Genomic DNA, 22,582 nt, shown 5'->3' with positions numbered 1-22,582 from the left:
GCCCGGCTGCTAGTCTCGCGAGCATGAGCGGACTGCGGGAGCGCAAGAAGGAACGGACGCGACGGGCCATCTCCGAGGCGGCCATCGCGCTCTTCCTGGAGCACGGCTTCGACCAGATCTCGGTGGCGGACGTCGCGGCCGCCGCCGAGGTCTCCAAGCCCACCCTGTTCAGCTACTTCGCCAGCAAGGAGGACCTGGTCGTCCACCGCTTCGCCGACCACCAGGAGCAGGCGGCGGACGTGGTCCGGGGCCGGGCCGACGGCGAGACGGTGCTCGACGCCCTGCGCCGGGACTTCCTGGACGGCCTCGCCCGACGCGACCCGGTCACCGGCCTCAACGACCACCCCGAGGTCCTGGCCTTCACCGCGCTGGTCCACGGCACCCCGAGCCTGGCCGCCCGGGTCGGCGCGTACGTGGCCCGCGCCGAGCAGTCCCTGGCCGACGCGCTGCGCGAGGCCACCGACCTCCCCCCGCCGCACGAGCTCACCGCCCGGCTGCTCGCCGCCCAGGTCACCGCCACCCAGCGCGTCCTCGCCCTGCACAACTGGCACCGCATCCACGAGGACGGCCGCACCGCCGACGACCTCCACCCCGAGGCCGCCGCCGATGCCGACCGCGCCTTCGAACTCCTCGCCCGGGGGTACGCGTCCTGACCCCGCTGACCTAGAGTGCCGCCCATGTCAACGCGTCACATCGAGTTCGAGGCCCTGCACAACTTCCGCGACCTGGGCGGCTGTCCGGCCGCCGACGGACGGACCGTCCGCCGGGGCCTGCTCTACCGCTCAGACTCGCTCGGCAAGTCCTCCCCCGCCGACCTGGAGCAGCTCCGGGGGCTCGGCGTGCGGACCGTGATCGACCTGCGCTACGACTGGGAGATCGCCGCCAAGGGGCGGGTCCCCGACTTCGACGGCCTGGACTTCCACAACTACTCGATCGAGCACCGCCCCTACGACCAGGCCTCGATCGACCCGGAGCTCGACCCCTGGCGCTACCTCGCCGACCGCTTCGCCGAGGTCGCCGAGGACGGGGTGAAGGAGATCCGACAGACCCTGGACGTGATCATCTCCGCCGAGGCGCCGGTGGTCTTCCACTGCATGTCCGGCAAGGACCGCACCGGTCTGATCGCCGCCCTGGTGCTCACCCTGCTCGGTGTCCCCGAGGACGACATCGCCGCCGACTTCGCCCTCACCGAGCACGCCACCCCGCACCTCGTCGCCGACTGGCACGCCGCCCACCCCGGCCGGACCCTCCGCTGGCCGGGCTACGGCCGCGCCCCGGAAACCGTCATCCGCCTCGCCCTCGCCGACCTCGCCACCCGCTACGGCTCCGTCGAGGCCTACCTCACCGGCACCGTCGGCCTCGACCGCGACCGGATCGAGGCCCTGCGCGACCGCCTGCTGACCGACTGACAGCCGGTTGCCGAACAGCCCCCGGCTCGGCCGCCACCTCCACACGGTCACCGAAGGCACGCGGCGGGTGGTGCCTCGGTCCAGGCACGCCGGCGATCCGTCGTCCGGACCACCAGCGGTCCGCCCCTACCTCCGGCCCGGACGACCTGAGCGGCCGCTCCGCTGCGGTCGGGCGCCGCTGCGGGACTTGCGCTCCGCGGCGGCAGCCGGGGCGGTTTCGGGCCAGTGGGCCGGGCGGGTGAGCGTCGCCGGGAGGCGGGTGGTGGCGTCGCCGCGCGCGGCGTCGAGCTGGGCCTGGGTGAGGAACAGGGCCGTGGTGAGGTCTGCCCCGGCGAGGTCGGCGTCGCGGAGGTCGGCGCCGATGAGGTCGGCGAGGCGCAGGTCGGCGCCGGAGAGGTCGGCGGCGACGAGGAGGGCGCCGCGCAGGTTGGCGCCCCGGAGGTCGGCGCCGCGCAGGCGGGCGCCGAAGAGGTCGGCGCCGCGGTGCTCGCGGCGGCGGGGGACGGCGGCGCGGACGAGTTCGCCGGCGCGCAGCAGGAGCTCGCTGATCCGCCGGCGGTGGGCCGCGACGTCGACGGCGAGGATCTCCTCGGGGGTGCCGCCGGCGAGCCGGTCGGTCTCCTCCAGGGCCTGCCGCAGTTCGGCGTGGACGGGGCGGGCGGCGGCGAAGGTGAGCGCCTCGGTGAGGTACCGGAGCAGCTCGTGGAGCTGCCGCACGATCGGGAACACGTCGAACATCGTCTTGGCGGTGTCGGGTTCCTCGCGCCAGCTGACCCCGCCGAAGGTGACCTGGGAGACCCGCTGCCCGGCGCCGAAGCAGTCGTAGACGGTGCAGCCCTGGAAGCCGCTGTCGCGCAGCCGGGCGTGGATGCCGCAGCTGAAGTCCGTCCGCAGGTTGCGGCAGGGGGTGCCGGCGGACTTGTTGACGGCGAAGTCGGTGCCGGCGGCGAAGGGCAGGGCGACGCAGCAGAGCCCGAAGCAACTGCCGCAGTCGGACCGGAGCGGGGCCGGCGCGGCCGCCGTGGGGTCCTGCGGCGACTCGGTCTCGCTCACGTCCGGGTCCTCTCGACTGCGGGGCGACTTGAACCAGAAATCCTACTGGGCAGGGCGACCCGCACCCTTGTAAGGTTCCAAAATCAGAAGAGGCCATTACCAACGGGGACGCACACCATGTCGCAGTCGAACACCACCGAGCTGGTCCGGATGTGGATCAGCGGCTGGGTCGCCTCCCGGGGTGCCGCCGATCCGGTGGAGCGGCCCTGGGGCTGGACCATCGACGTCGGTTCGCCGACCGGGGAGGTGGGGCGGCACGTGCTGCCCGAGCCGACCGAGGCCGAGGTCCGCAAGCTCGCCGAGGCGACCACCGCTCCGACCACCTGGCTGAAGCTGTTCGCCGAGGACGACACCGTACGGCCCTGGCTGGGCCCGCAGTGGCGGCTGGACCGGCCGGGCTTCCTGATGACCGCCCCGCTCACCACCGAGCAGCCGCTCGGGCAGCCCGGGCTGCCGGCCGGCTACACCCTGACCACCTGGGCCCGGGGCGGCGTCCTGCGCGCCCTGGTGCGCAGTGAGGACGGGCACCTCGCCGCCCGCGGCCAGGCTGGCCTGGCCGGTGCGGTGGCCGTGCCGGACCAGATCGTCACCGCCCCCGACCACCGCCGCCGGGGCCTGGGCTCGGTGGTGATGCGGGCCCTGCAGGCCGGCGCGTACGAGGCGGGCGCCCGCACCGGGGTGCTGGTCGGCACGGCGGCCGGCCAGTCGCTGTACACGGCGCTCGGCTGGACCACTCACGCCCCGATGGCGAGCCTGGTCCTCGAAGCGGCGACCCCCGAACAGAACTGGGTGGACTAGAGACTCACGGGTACGGCAGCAGCTCCGGCCGCTTGGGCGGGCGGCCGTCGCCGGAGGAGCGGCCGGTGAGGCGGCGGCCTATCCACGGGCCGAGGTGGGTGCCCAGCCAGCGGGCGTCGGAGCGCAGCTTCTCGGCGCGGCCGGGCGGGGCGGCGGCGGGCAGCGGGGCGCGCCAGTCGGAGGCGGCGGGGCGGCCCAGCGCCTCCAGCACGCCCCCGGCGACCCGGCGGTGGCCCTCGGGCGACAGGTGCAGCCGGTCCTCGGCCCAGAGCCGGCGGTCGTCGAAGCAGGGCGCGGAGAAGAGGTCGACGACGGCGAAGCCGTCCTGCTGTCCGAGTTCCTGCACGAAGGCCTTCATCCGCAGGATGGCGGGCAGCAGCCGGGCGCTTCCGGCCAGGCGGCGGGTGGGGTCGGTGCTGGTGAACAGCACCACGGTGGCGCCGGTGGCGCGCAGGTCGGCGGCGCAGCGGCCGAGCAGCCGCTCGACCCGGTCGATGTCGCAGCCGGGGCGCAGCACGTCGTTGAGGCCGCCGGCCAGGGTGACGAGTTCGGCGCCCATCCCCACGGCGGGGGCGAGCTGTTCGTCGTGGATCTGGCCGATGAGCTTGCCGCGGACGGCGAGGTTGGCGTACCGGAAGTCCCGGGAGTGCGCACCACCGTCAGCCTCGGCTCCGACTCCGGCTCCGGCCTCGGCCTCGGCGGCCAGTGCTGAGGCGACCCGGTCGGCCCAGCCGCGGTACTGGCCGTCGGGATGCAGGTCGTCGCACATGCCCTCGGTGAAGGAGTCCCCGACGGCGACGTAGCTGGCGTAGCTGCGCTTGGTGGTGGGCACGGGCTGCCTCCGCTCTCCTGAGATGGCTCCGCGATCCGACGATCGTACGTGTGCACTTACCAACCAGTGCCACGGGGGTCCGGCCGCTCATTCGGCGTCCACCGGCCGTTTATCGGTCCGCGCCATCCTGGGAGCACGGGGCGGCGGCCGGCGACGGGGGCCTTGCCGCCGCCCCCCACCACAACCGCCGCCGCCCGGCGAGTCCCGGCGACTCCCTGCGGGGGACTCAGCCCGGGACCGCCGCCTTCGGCACCGTGAACCAGTGCTCGCGCACCGCGTCGGTGGGCCGCTGTTCGCCCAGGGCGCCCAGCCCCCACTCCCCCAGGGCCTCGATCACCGGCCGCAGTTCGCGTCCGCGCTCGGTCAGCTCGTACACCGTCGCATTGGCCGGCCGCTCCAGCTTGCGCCGCTCCGCGAGCCCCTCCCCCTCCAGCTGCTTGAGCCGGGCGGCGAGGATGTCGGTGGAGACGCCGGGCAGGTCGGCGTGCAGGTCGGTGTAGCGGCGTGGACCGCGGAGGAGTTCACGGACGATCAGGAGGCTCCAGCGCTCCCCCACCGCGTCCAGGGCGCGGGCGACGGCGCAGTACTGGTCGTAGCTTCGGCGTGACATGTGGGTCAGCATAGCCAAGAGGTTGGACTTTCCAAGTGCCAGCTTGGTAGAACAAAGCAGAAGCAACGGAGCGGTGGTGACGGTCGGGAGGCCGCAGATGGAGTTTCGGCAGTCCAGCAAGCTGAATGACGTGTGCTACGAGATCCGGGGGCCGGTGGTCGACCAGGCCAACGCCCTGGAGGAGGCCGGGCACAGCGTGCTGCGGCTGAACACCGGCAACCCGGCTCCGTTCGGCTTCGAGGCGCCGGAGGAGATCATCCAGGACATCATCCGCAACCTGCCCGCGGCCCACGGCTACAGCGACTCGCGCGGCATCCTGCCGGCCCGTCGCGCGGTGGTGCAGTACTACCAGCAGCGCGGGGTCCAGGGCGTCGGCGTCAACGACGTCTACCTCGGCAACGGCGTCTCCGAGCTGATCCAGATGGCGGTCACCGCGCTGGTCGACGACGGGGACGAGGTGCTCGTCCCGATGCCGGACTACCCGCTGTGGACGGCGTCCGTCCGGCTGGCGGGCGGCAAGGCCGTGCACTACCTGTGCGACGAAGAGGCCGAGTGGTACCCGGACCTGGACGACATCGCCGCCAAGATCACCGCCCGCACCAAGGCGATCGTCGTCATCAACCCCAACAACCCCACCGGCGCGGTCTACCCGAAGGAACTCCTGGAGGGCATCCTCGACCTGGCCCGCCGTCACCAGCTGATGGTGCTGGCCGACGAGATCTACGACAAGATCCTCTACGACGGCACCGAGCACCACTGCCTGGCCGCCCTCGCCGACGACGTGCTCACCCTCACCTTCAACGGCCTCTCCAAGGCCTACCGGGTGGCCGGCTTCCGCAGCGGCTGGCTGGTCGTCTCCGGCCCCAAGCAGCACGCCACCGACTACCTTGAGGGCCTGACCATGCTCTCCGGCATGCGGCTGTGCCCCAACGTGCCCGCGCAGTACGCCGTCCAGGCCGCGCTCGGCGGCCACCAGTCCATCAACGACCTGGTCCTGCCCGGCGGCCGGCTCACCGAACAGCGCGACATCGCGGTCAAGGCGCTCAACGAGATCCCCGGGGTCAGCTGCGTCAAACCCAAGGGCGCGCTCTACGCCTTCGCCCGGCTCGACCCGGCCGTGCACCGGATCGTCGACGACGAGCGCTTCGTCCTGGACCTGCTGCTGCGCGAGAAGATCCACGTCGTCCAGGGCACCGGCTTCAACTGGCCCCGCCCGGACCACTTCCGCTTCGTCACCCTGCCGCGCGCCGACGACCTGGAGACGGCGATCAACCGGATCGGCCGCTTCCTGGCGACGTACCGGCAGAGCTGACCGGCGGACCGGCGGCACCGAACGCCTACGATCGGCCCCATGGCCGTCCTCCGCTCCGTCGCCCTGTTCGCCCTCGCCGCGCTCGCCGAGATCGGCGGCTGCTGGCTGGTCTGGCAGAGCGTCCGAGAGCAACGGCCGTGGTGGCTGGCCGGGTTGGGCGTGGTCGCGCTCGGCGCGTACGGCTTCGTGGCGGCGCTGCAACCGGACAGCGAGTTCGGCCGGGTGCTGGCCGCCTACGGCGGGGTGTTCGTGGCCGGATCGCTGCTGTGGGGCGTGGTCGTGGACGGCTTCCGGCCGACCCGCTACGACGTGCTGGGCGCGCTGATCTGCCTGGCCGGGGTCGGCGTGATCATGTACGGGCCCCGGCGCTGAACCCCCGGCGCCGGGGCCCCGCCACGACCGCGGGGGTCTACCAGCCCCAGCCGCCGCCCTGCCCGTCGTCGTCGCCGTCGGAGTCCCAGCCCTCGCCGACCTCGCGCAGGATCGTGTAGTCGTCGATCCTCGTGCCGTCCTCGGCCAGCGCGGTGACCTTCATGACCGACTTCTGCCCCAGCTGCTTCGGGGTGACGTCGACCTTGATGAAGGAGTAGCCGGTGTAGCGCACCCGCGACCACTGGATGGTCTCGGGGACCTTCACCCTGCCCTTGCCCCAGTAGTAGGTCTTCACCTCGTCCTGGTGGTTCTCGTGCCCCTCGTAGGTGTCCGGCACGTCGAACTTGTACAGGCTGCGGCCGGCCGCGCCCGCGGTCACGTAGACCACGCCGTCCTTGGCGGGCTCGATGGTGGCGCCGCTCGGCACCTGCTTCGAGACCTTGTTGCCGAGGATCGCGTCGGTGCGCTCGTAGATGTGGTTGTGGCCGTTGATGACCAGGTCCACCCGGTACTTCTCGAACAGCGGCACCCAGGCCTCGCGGACGCCGCCCTCGGAGGCGTGGGCGACGGTGGTGGAGAAGGCGCAGTGGTGGAAGAAGACCACGATGAAGTCGACGGTCTCGTCGCCGCGCAGGTCCTTGAGGGTGCGCTCCAGCCACTTGGTCTGCTTGTTCGCCGAGATGCCCAGGTTGGCCGGGATCTCGTAGGAGACGTCGTTGGCGTCCAGCGAGATGACGCCGACGTTCTTGTAGCGGAAGGTGTAGACGCCGGGGACGTTGCGCGGGTCCGGGCCGTTGTCCGGCAGGAAGAAGCGGGAGTTCTCGCCGCCGTAGCCGTTGGGCGAGTACCAGGCCTCGATGTCGTGGTTGCCGTACGCGACCATCCACGGGATGTCGGCGGCGACCGTCTCGGTCTGGACCAGGAAGTCGTCCCAGGTCCTCGCGTTGAAGACGGACTTGTCCGGGTCGGTGCCGGAGCCGGCCGGGTCGGCGTAGCAGATGTCGCCGGCGTGCAGGTGGAAGGCCGGCTTCTGGGCCTTGATGATGTTGTCGTTGCCGGCCGCGTGGGCGCTGACGCCCTGGTCGCCGAAGGCGGTGAAGGTGAACGGCTCGTACACCTTGCCCCAGCGGTGGTCGCGGGAGGGCGCGGTGCGGAAGGTGTGCAGGGTGGAGATCCGCTGCTGGGAGGCGGGGTCGAAGCCCTCGTGGCCGACGCCGTAGTAGTAGGTGGTGTCGGGCTGGAGGTCCTCCAGCGCCACGTGCAGGTAGTACTGGTCCACCGGCTGGCTGTTCGGGGTCAGCGCCGGGGTGTGCAGGGCGCGGACCTCGGCCTGGATCTTGTGGCTGAGGTCCCACGGGTGCTTGCCGAAGCGCAGGAACGGCTTCCTGACCGGCGCCGGCACCTGCCAGGAGACGCGGAACTGGGTGTCCGGCTCGGCACCGAACTGGAGGTGGCGGCCGATCGGCGCGACGAGCGCGCCGTCGATCCCGGCCGTCGTGGCGCCGGTCAGCAGCTGGGGGCCGGCCGGGGCGGCGAAGGCCGGGGCACTGCCCAGTGCACCGCCGACGGCGACGGCGCCGACGGTCACCGCGCCGGCGCGCAGCATCCGGCGACGGGAGAAGCGGGCCCGCAGGTACTCGTGCTGCTCGGCCATGCTCATGCGGTCGGCAAGCTCGGCCGGCACGCCCATGTTGGGGATATCCATGCGCGGGACTCTGTCAGCGGTGCGTTGACCACACGCGGACTTCCGGTGAACGGGGCTCAGCGCCTCCGCCACTCGAACACCAACGCCGGGTCATGGTTCGGCAAAGAACGTGTCCGCATCGGAAGGACGTCGGATCATGTCCCCGGCCGACGGGGTGGGCCGGACCGCCGTGCCGAGCGGGTGTCAGGCGGACGGTTCGTCCCAGAGGTTCGCGGACCGGCTGCCGGTGCCGTCGCAGGTGCGGCAGATCTCGTCCCGGTAGGCCTGCTTGGCGCCGGTCGCGTCCACCCGGTAGCGGACGTACACCCCGGTGCCGTCGCAGAGGAAGCAGTTGCCGCCCCCGCCGCCCACCTCGGTGGTGCCGGTGCCCTGGCAGGTGCGGCAGTTGAGGCCGGCGGTCCGGCCGGTGCCCGCGCAGATGCGGCAGACCGTCGTCATCGTCTTCCTCCCGTTGCGCGGAACCGCTCGACGCCACCGGTCATGGTAGTGGGCCGACCTCGAAGCCGTCCCGGATGTGGAGCTGACGGAACATCAGGAGTGGCGGGTCACTCCGGGAGCCCCTCGCGGACCCGGCGGGAGACCGAGATCAGCTGGAGGTCGAGCAGCCCCGGCGGGTCGGCGAGGCCGGGCCCGCCCGCGTGCACCCAGGCGGCTATGTCGTCGATCATCTCGTCCATCAGCACGAAGCCGAGCCAGACCGGACGACCGCCCGCCGCCCGCCCCTCGCTGGACGGGCCGACCACCACCACGTTGGACTGGGTGCACACGTCCAGGCAGGTGACCGCCCGGACCCGGCCCGCCGAGCCGACGGCCGTCCGCAGCCGCTCGTACTGCCCCGCGTGGTCCACACCCGGGTGCTTCGCCTCGGTACCGCAGCAGCAGCCGCGGCAGACGGTGACGGTCACCGGGGAGCCCGCGCCCCGCTTGCCGGCGCGGTCGCGGTCACGGTCTCGGCGGCTCATCCGCTCTGGTCCCCCTCCTGGTCGGCGGCCCCGGTCGACGGCACGCTCTGCACCGGAACTGTACCTGTCAGGCCACCGGCCCCCCAGGGCCACCCGATCAGCCTGGAATAGGATCCGACCGACGAGCGGCCGAGGGAAGAGGAACGGGCGGATGCCGAAGCGGAGGGCCCGGGGCCTGTGGTTCGCGGTGGCCGTGGCGGTGGCCGGGATCCTGTGCGGGGCGCTCGGACTCTCCGTGGTCCTCACCGGCGGCTACTCCGTCCACCGCATGGACGGCACGGCGATGGAGCCGGGACTGCGGCCGGGCGACCGGATGCTGGCCGACGAGGTCGCGGCCGCGGACGTCCGGCGCGGCGAGACCTACATCGCCGACTCCCCGTGGGGCCTGCACGGCTCCCCCGTCTTCCGGGTGATGGCCCTCGGCGGCCAGCGCATCGCCTGCGCCGGCGGGCAGCTCAGCCTCGACGGGCAGCCGCTGGACGAACCGGCCGACCGACAGGCCGGCACGTGCGGACGCGACTTCGACGTCACCGTCCCGCCCGGACGGGCCTTCCTCATGGGCGACCGTCGGGCCACCGTCACCGACTCCCGGCTCCACCTCGACGACGGCCACCAGGGCACCGTCGAGCTCGCCCGCCTGACCGGCGACCGGGTGGTCTGGCACTCCGGCGGCGACTCCCCCGCCCTGCCCGGGAAGCTGGTCGGCGCGGCGCTGCTGATGGTGCTCGGGGCCCTGCTCACCGTGCCGGGTCTGCTCGCCGCGGTCGTCATCGCCTCCTTCGCCGCCGCCCGGCGGCGCGCCCCGGCCGACCCCCTCGACTGACGTCGGACAGCGGCTCGAATTCCGCTCCACCGCGTATCGGAGCCTTTTTCGAAACACCGTGGAGCGGAATTCGAAATGTCACCCGGTGTCATCTGACGGGATTTCCGGAATTTCCGTCGAAACCATGGACGCCGGCGAAACCTGGCAGTAACTTACCTGCGAGTAGCTGCGGCCCGGCTCGGCACGACCCCCACCCGTCGTTTCTCTCCCCCAGGAGGAACCGTGCTCCGCCCTGCCCGGAATTCCCGGCGACTCCGCAATTCGAGCGTGCTCGCCGCCGTCGCCGTCGGCGCCGCCCTCGCGCTCACCTCCACCACCGCCCAGGCCGCCACCCCCGCCCCGAAGCACTACGTGGCCCTCGGCGACTCCTACGCCGCCGGTGCCGGCGTGCCCGGCCAGTCGGCCGGCCTGTGCCTGCGCTCCGACCACAACTACGGCCACCTGGTCGCCGCCTCGCTCAAGGCCGGCGCCTACACCGACGTCACCTGCGCCGCCGCCAAGGTCAAGGCCATGACGCAGCCCCAGTACGACGCCTTCATCCGGGTCAACGACCCGCAGCTGGACTCGCTGGCCGCCGACACCGACCTGGTCACCCTCGGGATCGGCGGCAACGACCTCGCCACCAGCGACCTCGGGCTCGGCGAACTGGTCGCCACCTGCATCGCCGGCGCGGCCGTCAACCCGCTCGGCACGCCCTGCAAGGACGTCTACCACCACGGCTACTGGGACTGGAACACCTGGTCCTGGCAGTACGGCAACGACGACCTGGCCGAGCGGGTCACCACCACCATCGCCCCCCAGATCGCCACCACCCTCCAGCAGATCCACGCCAAGGCGCCCAAGGCCCGGGTGCTGCTGGTCGGTTACCCGTCCGTGCTGCCCGCCGACGGCTCGACGTGCGTCCTGCGCCAGCCGGTGACTCCGGGCGACGTCGAGTACATGTACGGGGTCCTCAACAAGCTGAACGCCGCCCTGAAGTCCACCGCGGCCGCCAACGGCGCGACGTACGTGGACACCGCGACACCGACCCGCGGGCACGACGTCTGCTCCGACGACCGCTGGATCGAGGGCGCGCTGCCCGGCTCGCCCGCCGTACCCTTCCACCCGAACGCGACCGGCGAGCAGGTGATGGCGAACGCGGTGCTCGCCGCACTGAAGTAGCCGCAGCAGTCAGCAGTCAGGGAGCGCAGCGGTTCGGGAAAGCCCCGCGGGGCCGGTGACCAGACCCCGGTCACCGGCCCCGCGGTTGCGTTCGGCGCCGCTGCGGCCCGATCGCGGCGCTATTCGGATTCGGCGGCGGAGGCGGCCGCCAGCCCGGCCGACCACTTCTCCTCCACCCTGCCGAACTTCCAGAACGCGATCGCCGCGATCCACGTCAGCACGAAGAGGCCGACGATCGTGTAACCGACGAAGTTCAGGTCCAGACCGCCGATCCAGGCGATCGGCCCGCTGGTGATGTCCAGCTTCTCGCCGAGCAGTCCGATCAGCTCGACCAGGCCGATGACCAGCGCGACCAGCACCGACAGGCCGGTGACGGTCAGGTTGTAGTAGATCTTGCGGACCGGCTTGGAGAACGCCCACTCGTAGGCGAAGTTCATGAACGAGCCGTCGATGGTGTCCAGCAGGCTCATTCCCGCCGCGAACAGGATCGGCAGGGTCAGCAGCGCGTACCAGGGCAACGAGAAGGCCGCGGCGCCGCCCGCCAGCACCAGCAGGGACACCTCGGTGGCGGTGTCGAAGCCCAGACCGAACAGCAGGCCCACCGGGTACATGTGCCAGGGCTTGGTGACCGCCCGGGTGACCTTGCCGAGGATCCGGTTCATCAGCCCGCGCCGCTCCAACTGGCGCTCCAGCTCCGCCTCGTCGTACTCGCCCAGGCGCATCCGGCGGAACACCTTGAGGATGCCGTTGAAGGCGCCCAGGTTGATCAGGCCGAGCAGCAGCAGGAACGAACCGGAGACGGTGGTACCGATCAGGCCGGTCATCCGGTGCAGGGTCGAGTCGTCCGCCTCCACCTGGTCGGCGAGCGAACGGATGCCGAAGGCCAGCAGCGCGCACAGGCCGAAGACGATCGAGGAGTGCCCGAGCGAGAACCAGAAGCCCACCGACAGCGGCCGCTTGCCCTGGCCCATGAGCTTGCGGGTGGTGTTGTCGATCGCCGCGATGTGGTCCGCGTCGAAGGCGTGCCGCATCCCGAGGGTGTAGGCCGTCAGGCCCATGCCCGCGCCGAACACCTGGCCGCCGACGTCGTAGTGCTCGGGCGCGACCAGGGCGAGCAGGGTGAACCAGCCGACGACGTGCAGCGCGAGGATGAAGCCGCCCATCCCGGCCAGCCGGATCCACTCCTCACGGGTGAGCCGGTCGCGCCATCTGACGGCTGGAGCGCCTGCCGGGGCACCTGCGGCGGTGCTGGGCATCCTGTGGTCCTTTCGGGTGGTCCGGGCGGAGCTGGGCCATCTTTCCCCCGTCGGGCGCGCAGTTGCAAGTCATGCGCAATTACGGCTCGGTCTCCGTCCGGTCGACGCGACCGTTGCACGTCCCCACCGGGAAGCGGCCCCCGCCAGGAAATCGGGCGCCTCCTCCCCTAGGGTCGAAATGCCGACGCCCGCGGCGCGTTCCCCCTCCGCACCCCGGGCCGCTCGGCGCCCACCCGGCCCGGGAACCCGATGGGAGCGGCCATGCCGTCGTACCCCTTCCACACCACCCGCGAGGACGTCCGCATCCCGCTGCCCGACGGCACGGAACTCGCCGCCCGCGTGTGGCGCCCGGTCGGCGGCGAGCCCGTCCCCGCCCTGCTGGAGTACTCGGCCGACCGCCTGAGCGACCGCTCCGCCGCCGAGGACGCCCGCCGCCACCCCTGGTACGCGGGCCACGGCTACGCCGCCGTCCGGGTCGACACCCGCGGCCACGGCGACTCCGGCGGCCTGCCCGGCGAGCCGGGCGACGAACAGGAACTCACCGACGGCGCCGCCGTCATCGACTGGATCGCCCGCCGCCCCTGGTGCGGCGGGCGCCTCGGCCTGCTCGGCGTCGGCGCCGCCGGCACCACCGCGCTGCGGCTCGCCGCCCGGGTGCCGGACACCGTCGGCGCGGCGGTCATCGCCTGCCCCCAGGGCGGCCACCGGCTCGGCGGCGCCCTCCTCGCCGCCGACCTGCACACCCGGCTCACCGCGCTGGTCGCCGACGCCGCCCTCCCGCCGGACCCGCGCCGGCTCGGCGACGCCTGGCGGCCCGCCTGGCTGGCCCGGCTCGAGTCGCTGGACCCCCCGGTCGCCGCCTGGCTCGCCGCCGGGGACACCACCGTGCCGGTGTCCGTCCCCGTCCTCGCCGTGGCCGGCTGGGGCGACCCGTCCTGCTCCTTCGTGCTGCGCCTGCTCGCCGAGTCCCCCACCGCCCGCGCCCTGCTCGGCCCCTGGCCGCACGGCCTGCCCGAGGCCGCCCTGCCCGAGACCCTGCGCTGGTGGGACCACTGGCTGCGCGGCGTCGACACCGGCGCCGCCGGGGAACCGGCCCTGCGCAGCTGGATCAGCACCCGCTGGACCGGCGACGAGGCCTGGCCCTCCCCCGACGTCCGGGAGATCCACTACGACCTGGACGGCCAGCTGCGCACCGCCGGCACCGCCTCCGACGACCGCTACGTCCACGTCCGCTCCCCCCAGCACACCGGGCTCAACGCCGGCGCGTACGTCCCGCACGGCCGCCCCGCAGACCAGCCGCCGGACCAGCGCGAGGAGGACGGGCGCTCGGTCTGCTTCGACTCCCAGCCGCTGCCCGAGCCCGTCGAACTGCTCGGCGTGCCGGTCGCGCGGCTGCGGCTGCGCACCACCGGCTCCCCGGTCCAGGTGGTGGCGCGGCTGTGCGCGGTCGGCCGCGAGGGCACCTCCGCCCTGCTCACCCGCGGCGTGCTGACCGCCGCCGGCCCGGACGCCGAGGTCGAACTCGCCGCCTGCGCCGCGACCGTCCCGGCCGGGCACCGGCTGCGGCTCGCGCTCTCCTCCGTCTACTGGCCCTGGGTGTGGCCGCCCGCCGACGACACCGGGTACGCCCTCGACCCGTCCCACTCCACCCTCAGCCTGCCGGTCCGCCACCTGGCGGCCGACATCGGCGCCGCGCCCGTCACCTTCGAGGCCCCGTCGCTGCCCGACCCGCTGGCCGTCCACCTCACCGAACCGCTCATCGCCCGCCCCGAACACGTCACCGTGCACGACCTGGGCCGCCGCGAATGGCGCATCGAACTCTCCCCCGCCACCGACGGCACCCGCACCCACCCCGACGGCCTGGTCCGCGACGAGCACACCGTCACCGCCTACCGCGTTCTCAGCGACGCCCCGCTCAGCGCCCAGGCCCGTACCGACCGCACGGTACGACTGGAACGGCCGGACCTCGGCTGGGACGTGACCGTCCAGACCCGCACCCAACTGCGCTGCGACGCCGGGCACTTCATCAGCGTGGTGCAGCTGCGGGCTCTGGAGGCGGGGTCGGTGGTGTTCACCCGGGAATGGCAGCACCGGGTGACACGGGAGAGCTGACCAAAGTTTCCCTTATGAGCTTGCTTTGATTTTCCGTTTCGGCTTATAAATGGCGCCATGAAAACCCTCGGCCTGATCGGCGGCATGAGCTGGGAATCCACCGCCGAGTACTACCGCCTCCTGAACGAACTCACCCGCGACCGCCTCGGCGGTCTGCACTCCGCCCGGCTCGTGCTCTACTCGGTCGACTTCGCCGCCATCGAGCAACTACAGGCGGCGGGGCGGTGGGAGGAGGCGGGTGCGGTGCTCGCGGACGCGGCACGGTCGCTGGAGGCGGCGGGCGCGGAACTGCTGCTGATCTGCACCAACACCATGCACAAGGTCGCCGACCAGGTCGCGGCGGCGGTGACCGTCCCCCTGCTGCACCTGGCCGACGCCACGGCGGACGCGGTGCGGGCGGCGGGCCTGCGGCGGATCGGGCTGCTGGGGACGGCGTTCACCATGGAACAGGAGTTCTACCGGGGCCGGTTGGCCGCCTGCGGCCTGGACGTCCTCGTCCCCGACGCCGCATCGCGCACCCTGGTGCACCGGGTGATCTACGAGGAACTGTGCCTCGGAGTGGTCCGCGAGGAGTCGCGGGCGGCGTACCGGCAGGTCATCGAGGAGCTGGTCGCGGCGGGCGCCGAGGGCATCGTCCTCGGCTGCACCGAGATCGAACTGCTGGTCCGCCCGCAGGACAGCCCCGTCCCGGTGTTCCCCACCGCCCGGCTGCACGCCGAAGCCGCCGTGGCGGCAGCCCTGGCCGGCGACTGAACTGTTCCGACGAGGACGCGGGAACCCATGCCCGCTCGAAGCGGGCGGTCTCCGCGTCCGGCAGCTTTGCGTGCACGCCCTCGGCATCCCCCGTGCCGCCCGTGCTCGCACGGCAGGGCTTGCCGACCTCTACCGTGGGGTGATGCGCGAGCAGGGGCCGTACTGGAACACCAACGTCGCACGCCACCCGGGGATTCTGCGGGCCGTGCCGCCAGGGTGCGGGGCGGCGCTGGACGTGGGGTGCGGGGACGGGCTGCTGGCGGCGAAGCTGGCGCGGCGGTGCGGCCGGGTGGTCGGGGTGGACAGCTCGCGGGAGATGGTCGCGCGGGCGCGGGCGCTGTACGCCGAACCCACTTTCGTGGAAGGGGACTTCCTGACGGTCGACCTGCCCGCCGAGGGCTTCGGCTTCGTCTGCTCGGTCACGGCCGTCCACCACATGGACTTCGCGTCCGCGCTCACCCGCATGCGCGAACTACTGAGTCCTGGCGGGGTGTTGGTGGTGGTCGGCCTGGCCCGGGAGGAGACGGCGGCGGACTGGGCACGGCGCGGGGCCGCAGCGCCGCTGGTGCGGGCCGTGAAGGCGCTGCGGCGGGCCGGGGGCCCGGAAGGGATGCCGGAAGCCGCGCCGGGGATGAGCTACCGCGAGGTCCGGGAGGCGGCCGAGCGGGTTCTGCCCGGCGCGCGGTACCAGTGGCACGTACTGCGGCGGTACTCGCTGACCTGGCACAAGGTCTGAGCGTCCCGGGCCGCTCGGGCCGCTGCCTGTGCTCGGTCCGTGCAAGCCGAGGCTGGGCGGTTCAGCGTTGGGCGACCGCTGCGGCCAGCAGCATTCCGACCGGCAGCGGCGTGATCGAGACGAGGCAGAGCCCGAACATCCGGCCGCCCGAGGCGTACCAGCGGGCCGGCTCCAGGCCCAGCAGCGCCATGGCCCACGGCGAGACGTAACCCGCGTCGTGGCGGCGCAGCGCGTCGGCGATCAGGTGCAGGTGTTCGTCGGCGACGGTGAGGATCACCCAACCGCCGGACCGGTCCGCCAGCGACACGAACGTCACCGAGCCGGACCTCGAAAGCATCTCCCAGGCCCGCACGGTCGCGAGTTCCGTCAGGTCCACCTCCCGCGCACCCGACCAGGTGCGGGCCCGGACGATCCCTCCGGCCACCCGCCAGCCCTTGCGCCGGGCCGTCCCCGCGTCCATCAGGACCGCGGGCCCGAGCACGGCCACCAGCCCCGGCACGATCAACGCCCCCGAGCGCGCGAACGCCGGCCCGACCACCAACGGCGGCACCACCACCGCAGCCAGGAGGACGGCCCAGCCGACGGCGAAGAACACGCGCCGTCTTCGGACGGCGCCAGTCGAAGCACTCACCACGCCAACGTAGACCCACCGACCACCGCAGCACCATGGCTCGTTGCGAGGTCAGGTGGCCGGTGCGCGACGGCGGCGAACATCGTCACCGACAGGTGGAAGGTGCCCTCCTCGGCGACGGCCGTCAGATCGGCGTAGAGCCGGTCGCGCTGCTACTCCGTGATCGGGCCGCGCGCGTGCGCCGCCGTGGCGAGTCCGCGGACGATCGGCCAGCTGACGGTGCAGAGGTCGTGCAGCAGAACGTCGGCGCCGACGTGGTCGACCCCGCGGCCGTGCCACAGTACTTCTGGTCCACTGCCGGGCCAACCGCTGGCGTGTGTAAGCTGGTTGCGTTGATGTGGCAACAGGCCCACGCACTCGGTCACCGGCGGCCGGGGTGGGCGAAGGGCTCTGGAGAGTCGCCCGCAGGCATTGTCCCTCTTCTGTACACACGACAGTCGACCTGTCTCTCCAGCCGCTGCCGGACGGCTCCGTGGGGGGATTGGAGTCGCATGTCCGCGTCGGACAATGTCACCCGTCTGGCCAGGCGCATCCAGAAGCTGACCGGCCTGCCGCTTTGGCGGGCTCGCGAACTCGCGGGGCAGGTACGAGTCTTCGTCAAACACCCGGTCCCCGACGCCACCACCCCGGCCCAACGGCGCTTCGAGGCGATGGTGGCGGGCGTGCTTGCCAATGCGTTCCGCGATCGTCAGCGCGACGGGGCCGTCCTGGGGGTCCTCTTCGCGACGCACGACGGAGACGGGCTCACGCTGCATCTCCACCCGGAGATGGCCAACGAGGTGGTGGGCGAACTGCTGCCCGACTGGGCGGGTGCGCGCCGCGTGTTCGGGGGAGTCCCGGGCGCGCGATGGTCTCTCCGAAACGGGCAGTTCGTGATCGAGAACGCGATCTTCCCCGCCCGCATCACTCTGGCCCGAGCCGACGGTGTACCGCTTGGGGGGGCGATCCCGCTGCCGGACGAGATCGTGATGCCGGCTCTCCAGTCCGAGGTCACCCGGGCCAACGACTGGGCCCGGGTCGGCTCCCCGGCTGTCCGCGATCTGTTGTGGAGCAGGATCCTGCGCCGTCCGACCCTGCTGAACCGGGCCGCCGCCGCTCACGGAGCGGCCAACTGCTACGCGCATGACGTGTTCGACCTGGTGATCGAATGGTGCTGTGGCGACAGTGTGGAGGCGCTCTTCGCCACTCTGCTGGCCCACGGCCTGGCCGACGGGCTCGTCGTGGCGGACGCGGCCGAGCTCTACAGGGCCTCTGCGACCGCCGCGATCGGCAGCCGGTCGGTCGTACTGAGGCGACACGACCACTGCGATCACGGGGGCTCTCCGGACGCCCCTGCCTGCTGGGCGGAGACCGTCCGATGACCGCCACCACTGCCCTGACCTGCGCCCTCGTGTGTGGCGTGGTGAGCGGAGCGATCCGAGCGTGGCGCGATGTCCTCGTGCTCCGTCGCCTGGAACGCCTGATGACCGGCTGCACCGCCCGCCAGCGTGCCGATGTGGCCCAGACCATCGCCGCGACCCTCCGGCGCCCCGGCCGTCCCCAATTGCCGGGCGCTGCACAGGAAGTCGACGAGGCCGACTAGAGTCCGTTGCGAAAGTGGATCTCGGACGTGATGATCACGACTCGGCGCGGGGGGATCTGACGGACCGGCAGTTGGCTCGGTTGGAGCCGTTGCTGCCGGCGGGAAAGAAGCCGGGGAGACCGCCGACCTGGACGCGTCGGCAGCTGCTCGACGGGATACGGTGGCGGACCCGGGCCGGCACGCCCTGGCGGGATGTCCCCGAGCGGTACGGCCCCTGGGACCGCGTCTACGACCTGTTTCGTCGGTGGCAACGCGACGACACCTGGACGTGGATCCTGGAACAACTCCGGGTTCAGGCGGACACGCAGGGCCTGATCACCGGGGATGTGAGTGTCGACTCGACCATCTGCCGCGCCCCCAGCACGCCGCCGACGCGCGTAAAACAGGGATCTGCAGCCCGAGCCGCCCGGCGGGATCGACACCGAGCCAGACCCGGCGCACGACAGATAGAGGCCCCACAACCCCTCTAATGGCATCTTCCGGGCGCGATCGCCAGGATTCTTCCATTCCTTGGCCATTGAATCGGGTGCCGTGGGTGATGTGCCCAATACACACCGGTTTGGCACCCGCTTGACTTCGCACACACCGTGACGCAAGCATGACCACGACCGCCGGGGAGGGCCCGTGACGCAAAGTACCGTCCGTCAGCTGTCGAAGCGCGGACGACGGAATCGCTTGACCGCCGTGGCGGCCGTAGCTGTTCTCGGTGGCGGGCTCGCGATCAACGCGTGGATCAACCGGGGCCCGGAAACGAAGGTCTACGAAGGCCCAGTGGCCGGCTACCCGCTGCTGGTCAGCTCGGACGGCCAGACCCTGACACTCAACATCGGCTGGGGCTGCGAGAAGCAGCCCCAGCTCGTGGCCCGCGAGTCCGCTGGCACGGTCAAGATCTCCCTGCGGCACACGGTCCCCCCGAGGTTCTGCGACCCTGGCGGCATCGGACAGATCACTACCCACCTGAACAAACCGCTCGGGACCCGGGCACTGGACGACGCCACCGGAAAGCCCGCCATCCACTTCGACGAGCACAACCTCCTCCGGCCCGCGTTCCTGCCGGAGAACTATTACCCCTACCCCGCGGGCGAGATGGTCCACTTGCCCGGCCTGACCTCCCTTCCGACCGACACCCCCGCCTGGGCCATCGGGTACACGCTGGGCACGGAGGCCGACATACACGGGCACCTGATCATCAGCCAGACCCTCCGGAACAGCACGCCACCGGACGGCCGGGCCGCCACAGTCAAGGGTCACCCCGCGACCATCACGCACCCGGACTCCACCGGCGATCCCCGTTCGCTGACGTGGTCGGACGGGACCTACACCTTCGTCGTCACCACCGGCGCCCCTCCACGGCTCTCGGACGAGGAACTTATTCACGTCGCCGAGAGCCTCAGGTAACTACTAACCTCGATCTTTCGTGACGGTCCGTCGGTTTCTCGGGCGGGCCGTTTCGGCTTCTCGGGCTGGTGAAGGGCAGGGCGGTGGCCCGGCTGTCGCGTCGAGTGGGCGCCGGGTTCCACGACTCCGGGGGCAGGGCTGCTCGTCGGGATGGGCCGTTATCGCTGGTCAGCCGGGGTTCGGCAGCGCCTGCAGGCGACTGAAAGCGCTGGTGATCACGTCGGTCCAGGGCCAGTGGCGGGCAAGACGGAGGTAGCGGCGACGACCGGTGGTGACCAGGCGGGCGGCGGCGGAGAACAGCCGTAGTCGCAGGCGTTTGGGCTCCCAACGGCGGGCGGGGCCGGTCAGGGCGAGCATGGGCATCCAGGCCAGCAGGTCGAGCGCGAGCTGGACGATCTCCAGCCAGATGCGGTTCTGGGCGGTGTCGTGCAGGGGCAGGTTTCGCAGGCCGGTGTCGCGGGCGGCGCGGATGCGGTCCTCGGCGCGGGCTCGCTGGCGGTGCCGCAGCTCCAGCCTCGCGATAGGCGTCTGCTTCGTGTTGGTGGCGAAGCAGGTCAGTCGCATCCCGTCGGCGTCGGTGAAGCGCAACTGCGCGCCGGGATGGGGCCGTTCCTTGCGGACGATCAGCCTCATCCCGCTCGGCCAGCCCTTGAGGACGTCGCCGGCGAGTTCGGCGACCCAGGCACCGTCGCGGACCTGGCCGTCCGGCTCGACGGCGGGAGTCCAGGCCGAGACGGGGACCCTGAGCACGGCCTGGTGGACGGCGTCGGTGATGGTCATCCCGACCGAGTAGGACAGCCGTCGGCCTCGGGCGGCAAGCCAGTCGAGGAAGTCGTGGGTGCCACCGCCGGAGTCGGTCCGCACGAGGGTTCGCCGTCCGCGCCGGCGCTTCTTCGGCAGCTGAGCCAGTGCGAGGCGGGTGGCCTCGATATGGTCGACGGCAGTGTTGCTGCCCGCGTTCCCCGGCCGAAGCAGACCTGCCGCCGGCTCCCCGGAGCCGTCTGGGCCGTGGTCGACGAACGCGAACAGCGGATGGTGCCCGAAGGTCTTCTTCCAGGTCGCGGCGGCGTCCTGCTTCTCGGAGTGCGCCAGGACCAGCACGCCGTCGATGTCCACGATCACCTGTCCACCCGCGTCGGGGGCATCCTTCCCGGCCAACTTCCAGACCCGTTCGCGGACTTCGGACCTCGCTCGGCGGACCGCCGCCAGCGCGCGGGGACCGGCCGTAGCCAGGGTGTCGACCAGCCGTGAGACCGTGGGATCGGAGGCCACCAGTCCGAACATCGCGGGCTCGGCCCGCAGCATCGCCACATCTGACAGGCAGTCCCCGCCCAGTGCCACCGCCAGAGCGAGGTCCAGCAGGACTTTCCCCGGATCGTGCACCGCCCGCGGCTTGCGCCACGGCGTCAACGCCGCCGACATCGCCTTGTCCAGCCCGGCCTTGCGGACCGTCTCCACCAACAGGACCCCACCGGCCTGCGAGATCACCCCGCCGCCGTCGTCCCGGACGCGGACACGTGGATAAGACCCGATACCCTTGTTCACCTGGAGAGTGCTTCCTTCCTTGCATCTGACAGGACCCTCGACAAGTCCCATCGTTGCAGGTCAGCAGCACTCTCCATCTGTTTGATCAAGACGCGGACACGCCCGCTCGTGAAGCGCGAGGTCAGCGGCCTGAAAACCGTAGTGCATCAGACCGATCTTGGGCACGATGCCCAGCCAAGGATCGAAAGCACGGGACTGTCCGAAAGCAGATCACCGGTGTCCAGCAGCAGCTCCAGATCCTCCATCTTTCACCTGCCACCCACAACTGAGCCCCCGTCGCATCACCGACCGCGGCCCGCCGCACACCGCCGGGTGGAGAATCTCGGTTGCCGACGCCGATCACGCGGTGGTCTGATGCCGCAGTGGCAGGTATGAGCATCACCCTGTGTCTCCCGGCGGAAGCGGCCGAGCGGGTTGAGGAGGCAGTCGCCGAGGCGATGGAGCCCTTCTACTTGGATGCCCCGGGCCGGGAGGAGAACCGCATCTGGGACTCCTGGAGGATCGTCAGCCGCGCGTTCAACGTGCTGCCCGGCCATGAGACGGACCTCCGGCTGGTCGCTCCTCACCCCAGCCGCTGGGGAGGCTACGTCGAGCCGCCGGTCAACGACTTCGGCTGGTGCGCCGGCGGGCCGCGCGAGCTGCTGGACTTCGGGGCCTCCACCGAGGAGGCCCGGCAACTGGCGGACGCGGTCTGGCTGCACTGGCACCAGCTGGCGGCCGAGCTGCCCGCCGCCCAGCCCTATGACGTCTACTACGGCCGCCATGTGACCGAGGGCTGCGCCTACTCCCACGAACAGGCCGCGGCGGACTACTGGTCCCAGCCCCTGCTGCGAGCCTACGAAGAACACCGGGCCGCGCTCTCCACCGCGCGGTACTCCTCGAACTTCCTCTTCCTCACCGACCCGGTCGTCCAGGTCGGACAGGAACCCCGGGAACGGTTCGTCGAAGGCCGGGCGGCCGGGGCCCTGCCCCGACACAACGTGCTCTCGCTGGGCGGCTGGTGGTACGAGGACGGCGGACCGGTCGCGCACGGTGCCTGCCGCCACCGGGACGACTGTCCGCACCGGCCCGAGCTGCCCGACGGTCAGCAGCAAATCGACCGCTACCTCGTCGACCTCCCGGGCGACACCCTCCTGGTCGGCCTGCACTGCCACGTGTGAGTAATCGTGTCGGATCGCCGCGAGCGCACGGGGCCCTGCTGCGGCAAGGATGTCGACCGAGCGAGAGACGGTCGGGGTCGGAACCCACCGGTCCGCCAGGGCAGGCTCGGCCCGCAGCATCGCGACATCGGCCAGGCAGTCCCCACCAAGGGCCACCGCGAGCGCGACGTCCAGCAGGACCTTGCCCGGGTCATGGACCGCGCGCCTTGCGTCACGGCGCAGTGTCGTCGACATCGCCGCGTCCAGCCCTGTCTTGCCTCACCCGGAAAGTGCCTCCGGCCGGGGCGGAAAGAGGGACCTAGACAATCCTCATTCCCGCTGGTCAGAGGCCCTTTCTAGTAACCTGACCACCTGTCGGACAGCTGGCCTCGT

23 protein-coding genes and 2 pseudogenes are annotated in these 22,582 nt (G+C 71.9%); 15 read left to right on the top strand and 10 right to left on the bottom strand.

Features of this window, described 5'->3' with window-relative positions; genetic code table 11:
- The first annotated feature begins 23 nt into the window (after positions 1-23).
- Both ACH4J0_RS23405 and ACH4J0_RS23400 read left to right on the top strand, forming a co-directional pair.
- Positions 24-653, top strand: a complete 630-nt coding sequence (locus ACH4J0_RS23405) for a TetR/AcrR family transcriptional regulator (protein ID WP_396242459.1) — start codon at positions 24-26, stop codon at positions 651-653.
- Between the two features lie 24 nt (positions 654-677).
- Positions 678-1,409, top strand: coding sequence for a tyrosine-protein phosphatase (locus ACH4J0_RS23400; protein WP_396242458.1), 732 nt, complete (start codon positions 678-680; stop codon positions 1,407-1,409).
- 126 nt (positions 1,410-1,535) lie between these two features.
- On the opposite strand, the gene ACH4J0_RS23395 is transcribed toward ACH4J0_RS23400, so the two are convergent.
- Positions 1,536-2,462 carry a pentapeptide repeat-containing protein gene (locus ACH4J0_RS23395; RefSeq protein ID WP_396242457.1) on the bottom strand — a complete coding sequence of 309 codons (927 nt, stop codon included), beginning with the start codon at positions 2,460-2,462 and terminating at the stop codon, positions 1,536-1,538.
- A 117-nt stretch (positions 2,463-2,579) separates the two neighbouring features.
- Between ACH4J0_RS23395 and ACH4J0_RS23390 the strand changes: the two genes are divergently transcribed.
- Positions 2,580-3,260, top strand: coding sequence for a GNAT family N-acetyltransferase (locus ACH4J0_RS23390; RefSeq protein ID WP_396242456.1), 681 nt, complete (start codon positions 2,580-2,582; stop codon positions 3,258-3,260).
- Between the two features lie 4 nt (positions 3,261-3,264).
- Here the strand turns inward: ACH4J0_RS23390 and ACH4J0_RS23385 are convergent, their stop codons facing one another.
- Together ACH4J0_RS23385 and ACH4J0_RS23380 are read right to left on the bottom strand one after the other, a co-directional pair.
- Complete coding sequence (locus tag ACH4J0_RS23385) at positions 3,265-4,092, bottom strand: SGNH/GDSL hydrolase family protein (protein ID WP_396242455.1); 828 nt, start codon at positions 4,090-4,092, stop codon at positions 3,265-3,267.
- A gap of 247 nt (positions 4,093-4,339) precedes the next feature.
- Positions 4,340-4,714: pseudogene (locus ACH4J0_RS23380) on the bottom strand (winged helix-turn-helix transcriptional regulator); the annotation flags it as partial.
- Positions 4,715-4,799: 85 nt separating this feature from the next.
- Here ACH4J0_RS23380 and ACH4J0_RS23375 point away from each other — a divergent pair.
- Positions 4,800-6,014, top strand: coding sequence for a pyridoxal phosphate-dependent aminotransferase (locus ACH4J0_RS23375; protein WP_396242454.1), 1,215 nt, complete (start codon positions 4,800-4,802; stop codon positions 6,012-6,014).
- A 39-nt stretch (positions 6,015-6,053) separates the two neighbouring features.
- Positions 6,054-6,386 carry a YnfA family protein gene (locus ACH4J0_RS23370; protein WP_396242453.1) on the top strand — a complete coding sequence of 111 codons (333 nt, stop codon included), beginning with the start codon at positions 6,054-6,056 and terminating at the stop codon, positions 6,384-6,386.
- A 37-nt stretch (positions 6,387-6,423) separates the two neighbouring features.
- Here the strand turns inward: ACH4J0_RS23370 and ACH4J0_RS23365 are convergent, their stop codons facing one another.
- The 3 genes from ACH4J0_RS23365 to ACH4J0_RS23355 all read right to left on the bottom strand — a co-directional run bounded on the left by ACH4J0_RS23365 (position 6,424) and on the right by ACH4J0_RS23355 (position 9,053).
- Complete coding sequence (locus ACH4J0_RS23365) at positions 6,424-8,091, bottom strand: fibronectin type III domain-containing protein (protein WP_396242452.1); 1,668 nt, start codon at positions 8,089-8,091, stop codon at positions 6,424-6,426.
- Positions 8,092-8,274: 183 nt separating this feature from the next.
- The gene (locus ACH4J0_RS23360; protein ID WP_396242451.1) at positions 8,275-8,529 is read right to left on the bottom strand and encodes a hypothetical protein; all 255 of its coding nucleotides are present in this window, start codon (positions 8,527-8,529) and stop codon (positions 8,275-8,277) included.
- 107 nt (positions 8,530-8,636) lie between these two features.
- Positions 8,637-9,053: a (2Fe-2S) ferredoxin domain-containing protein gene (locus tag ACH4J0_RS23355; RefSeq protein WP_396242450.1), complete on the bottom strand. Its 417-nt coding sequence runs from the start codon at positions 9,051-9,053 to the stop codon at positions 8,637-8,639.
- A 151-nt stretch (positions 9,054-9,204) separates the two neighbouring features.
- On the opposite strand from ACH4J0_RS23355, the gene lepB reads away from it, so the two are divergent.
- Both lepB and ACH4J0_RS23345 read left to right on the top strand, forming a co-directional pair.
- On the top strand, positions 9,205-9,876 hold the full coding sequence (gene lepB, locus ACH4J0_RS23350; protein WP_396242449.1) for a signal peptidase I: 672 nt from the start codon (positions 9,205-9,207) through the stop codon (positions 9,874-9,876).
- A 267-nt stretch (positions 9,877-10,143) separates the two neighbouring features.
- A complete protein-coding gene (locus tag ACH4J0_RS23345; protein WP_396242448.1) occupies positions 10,144-11,037 on the top strand; it encodes an SGNH/GDSL hydrolase family protein in 894 nt (297 codons plus the stop codon).
- Between the two features lie 119 nt (positions 11,038-11,156).
- On the opposite strand, the gene ACH4J0_RS23340 is transcribed toward ACH4J0_RS23345, so the two are convergent.
- Entirely contained in the window at positions 11,157-12,293 is a 1,137-nt protein-coding gene (locus tag ACH4J0_RS23340; RefSeq protein ID WP_396242447.1) for a HoxN/HupN/NixA family nickel/cobalt transporter, read from the bottom strand.
- A 261-nt stretch (positions 12,294-12,554) separates the two neighbouring features.
- Between ACH4J0_RS23340 and ACH4J0_RS23335 the strand changes: the two genes are divergently transcribed.
- The 3 genes from ACH4J0_RS23335 (at position 12,555) to ACH4J0_RS23325 (ending at position 15,894) form a co-directional block, all read left to right on the top strand.
- Positions 12,555-14,405, top strand: coding sequence for a CocE/NonD family hydrolase (locus ACH4J0_RS23335; protein ID WP_396242446.1), 1,851 nt, complete (start codon positions 12,555-12,557; stop codon positions 14,403-14,405).
- Positions 14,406-14,462: 57 nt separating this feature from the next.
- Positions 14,463-15,158: an aspartate/glutamate racemase family protein gene (locus tag ACH4J0_RS23330; protein WP_396242445.1), complete on the top strand. Its 696-nt coding sequence runs from the start codon at positions 14,463-14,465 to the stop codon at positions 15,156-15,158.
- A gap of 142 nt (positions 15,159-15,300) precedes the next feature.
- Positions 15,301-15,894 carry a class I SAM-dependent methyltransferase gene (locus tag ACH4J0_RS23325; protein WP_396242444.1) on the top strand — a complete coding sequence of 198 codons (594 nt, stop codon included), beginning with the start codon at positions 15,301-15,303 and terminating at the stop codon, positions 15,892-15,894.
- Positions 15,895-15,955: 61 nt separating this feature from the next.
- Here the strand turns inward: ACH4J0_RS23325 and ACH4J0_RS23320 are convergent, their stop codons facing one another.
- Positions 15,956-16,525, bottom strand: a complete 570-nt coding sequence (locus ACH4J0_RS23320) for a hypothetical protein (protein WP_396242443.1) — start codon at positions 16,523-16,525, stop codon at positions 15,956-15,958.
- A 491-nt stretch (positions 16,526-17,016) separates the two neighbouring features.
- On the opposite strand from ACH4J0_RS23320, the gene ACH4J0_RS23315 reads away from it, so the two are divergent.
- The 4 genes from ACH4J0_RS23315 to ACH4J0_RS23300 all read left to right on the top strand — a co-directional run bounded on the left by ACH4J0_RS23315 (position 17,017) and on the right by ACH4J0_RS23300 (position 19,505).
- Positions 17,017-17,886 (top strand): hypothetical protein, encoded by an 870-nt coding sequence (locus ACH4J0_RS23315; RefSeq protein WP_396242442.1) that lies wholly within the window; start codon positions 17,017-17,019, stop codon positions 17,884-17,886.
- The gene (locus tag ACH4J0_RS23310) at positions 17,883-18,107 is read left to right on the top strand and encodes a hypothetical protein (protein WP_396242441.1); all 225 of its coding nucleotides are present in this window, start codon (positions 17,883-17,885) and stop codon (positions 18,105-18,107) included. The genes ACH4J0_RS23315 and ACH4J0_RS23310 overlap by 4 nt, the downstream gene beginning before the upstream one ends.
- 14 nt (positions 18,108-18,121) lie before the next feature.
- Positions 18,122-18,577, top strand: a complete 456-nt coding sequence (locus tag ACH4J0_RS23305) for a transposase (protein ID WP_396242440.1) — start codon at positions 18,122-18,124, stop codon at positions 18,575-18,577.
- A 301-nt stretch (positions 18,578-18,878) separates the two neighbouring features.
- On the top strand, positions 18,879-19,505 hold the full coding sequence (locus tag ACH4J0_RS23300; RefSeq protein WP_396242439.1) for a hypothetical protein: 627 nt from the start codon (positions 18,879-18,881) through the stop codon (positions 19,503-19,505).
- Positions 19,506-19,673: 168 nt separating this feature from the next.
- Here ACH4J0_RS23300 and ACH4J0_RS23295 read toward each other — a convergent pair whose 3' ends face one another.
- Positions 19,674-21,050, bottom strand: a complete 1,377-nt coding sequence (locus ACH4J0_RS23295; protein ID WP_396242438.1) for an IS1380 family transposase — start codon at positions 21,048-21,050, stop codon at positions 19,674-19,676.
- Between the two features lie 371 nt (positions 21,051-21,421).
- On the opposite strand from ACH4J0_RS23295, the gene ACH4J0_RS23290 reads away from it, so the two are divergent.
- A complete protein-coding gene (locus ACH4J0_RS23290; protein WP_396242437.1) occupies positions 21,422-22,210 on the top strand; it encodes a hypothetical protein in 789 nt (262 codons plus the stop codon).
- On the opposite strand, the pseudogene ACH4J0_RS23285 reads toward ACH4J0_RS23290, so the two are convergent.
- Positions 22,202-22,465 (bottom strand): annotated as a pseudogene (locus ACH4J0_RS23285) (IS1380 family transposase); the annotation flags it as partial. The gene ACH4J0_RS23290 and the pseudogene ACH4J0_RS23285 sit on opposite strands and share 9 nt — an antisense overlap.
- Between the last annotated feature and the right edge of the window lie 117 nt (positions 22,466-22,582).

This window comes from Kitasatospora sp. NPDC017646, from assembly GCF_044329365.1.
GTDB lineage: Bacteria > Actinomycetota > Actinomycetes > Streptomycetales > Streptomycetaceae > Kitasatospora.
The sequence above is the reverse complement of the archived record's forward strand: the minus strand, read 5'-3'. Positions and strand labels throughout refer to the sequence as shown.

Bases quoted from the DNA above. Each gene is read 5' to 3' on its own strand.
- ACH4J0_RS23325 (WP_396242444.1), top strand. From the start codon at position 15,301: ATGCGCGAGCAGGGGCCGTACTGGAACACCAACGTCGCACGCCACCCG.
- ACH4J0_RS23390 (WP_396242456.1), top strand. From the start codon at position 2,580: ATGTCGCAGTCGAACACCACCGAGCTGGTCCGGATGTGGATCAGCGGC.
- ACH4J0_RS23340 (WP_396242447.1), bottom strand. From the start codon at position 12,293: ATGCCCAGCACCGCCGCAGGTGCCCCGGCAGGCGCTCCAGCCGTCAGA.
- ACH4J0_RS23400 (WP_396242458.1), top strand. From the start codon at position 678: ATGTCAACGCGTCACATCGAGTTCGAGGCCCTGCACAACTTCCGCGAC.
- ACH4J0_RS23365 (WP_396242452.1), bottom strand. From the start codon at position 8,091: ATGGATATCCCCAACATGGGCGTGCCGGCCGAGCTTGCCGACCGCATG.
- ACH4J0_RS23310 (WP_396242441.1), top strand. From the start codon at position 17,883: ATGACCGCCACCACTGCCCTGACCTGCGCCCTCGTGTGTGGCGTGGTG.
- ACH4J0_RS23355 (WP_396242450.1), bottom strand. From the start codon at position 9,053: ATGAGCCGCCGAGACCGTGACCGCGACCGCGCCGGCAAGCGGGGCGCG.
- ACH4J0_RS23370 (WP_396242453.1), top strand. From the start codon at position 6,054: ATGGCCGTCCTCCGCTCCGTCGCCCTGTTCGCCCTCGCCGCGCTCGCC.
- ACH4J0_RS23360 (WP_396242451.1), bottom strand. From the start codon at position 8,529: ATGACGACGGTCTGCCGCATCTGCGCGGGCACCGGCCGGACCGCCGGC.
- ACH4J0_RS23405 (WP_396242459.1), top strand. From the start codon at position 24: ATGAGCGGACTGCGGGAGCGCAAGAAGGAACGGACGCGACGGGCCATC.
- ACH4J0_RS23375 (WP_396242454.1), top strand. From the start codon at position 4,800: ATGGAGTTTCGGCAGTCCAGCAAGCTGAATGACGTGTGCTACGAGATC.
- ACH4J0_RS23335 (WP_396242446.1), top strand. From the start codon at position 12,555: ATGCCGTCGTACCCCTTCCACACCACCCGCGAGGACGTCCGCATCCCG.
- ACH4J0_RS23315 (WP_396242442.1), top strand. From the start codon at position 17,017: ATGTCCGCGTCGGACAATGTCACCCGTCTGGCCAGGCGCATCCAGAAG.
- ACH4J0_RS23290 (WP_396242437.1), top strand. From the start codon at position 21,422: ATGAGCATCACCCTGTGTCTCCCGGCGGAAGCGGCCGAGCGGGTTGAG.
- ACH4J0_RS23330 (WP_396242445.1), top strand. From the start codon at position 14,463: ATGAAAACCCTCGGCCTGATCGGCGGCATGAGCTGGGAATCCACCGCC.
- lepB (WP_396242449.1), top strand. From the start codon at position 9,205: ATGCCGAAGCGGAGGGCCCGGGGCCTGTGGTTCGCGGTGGCCGTGGCG.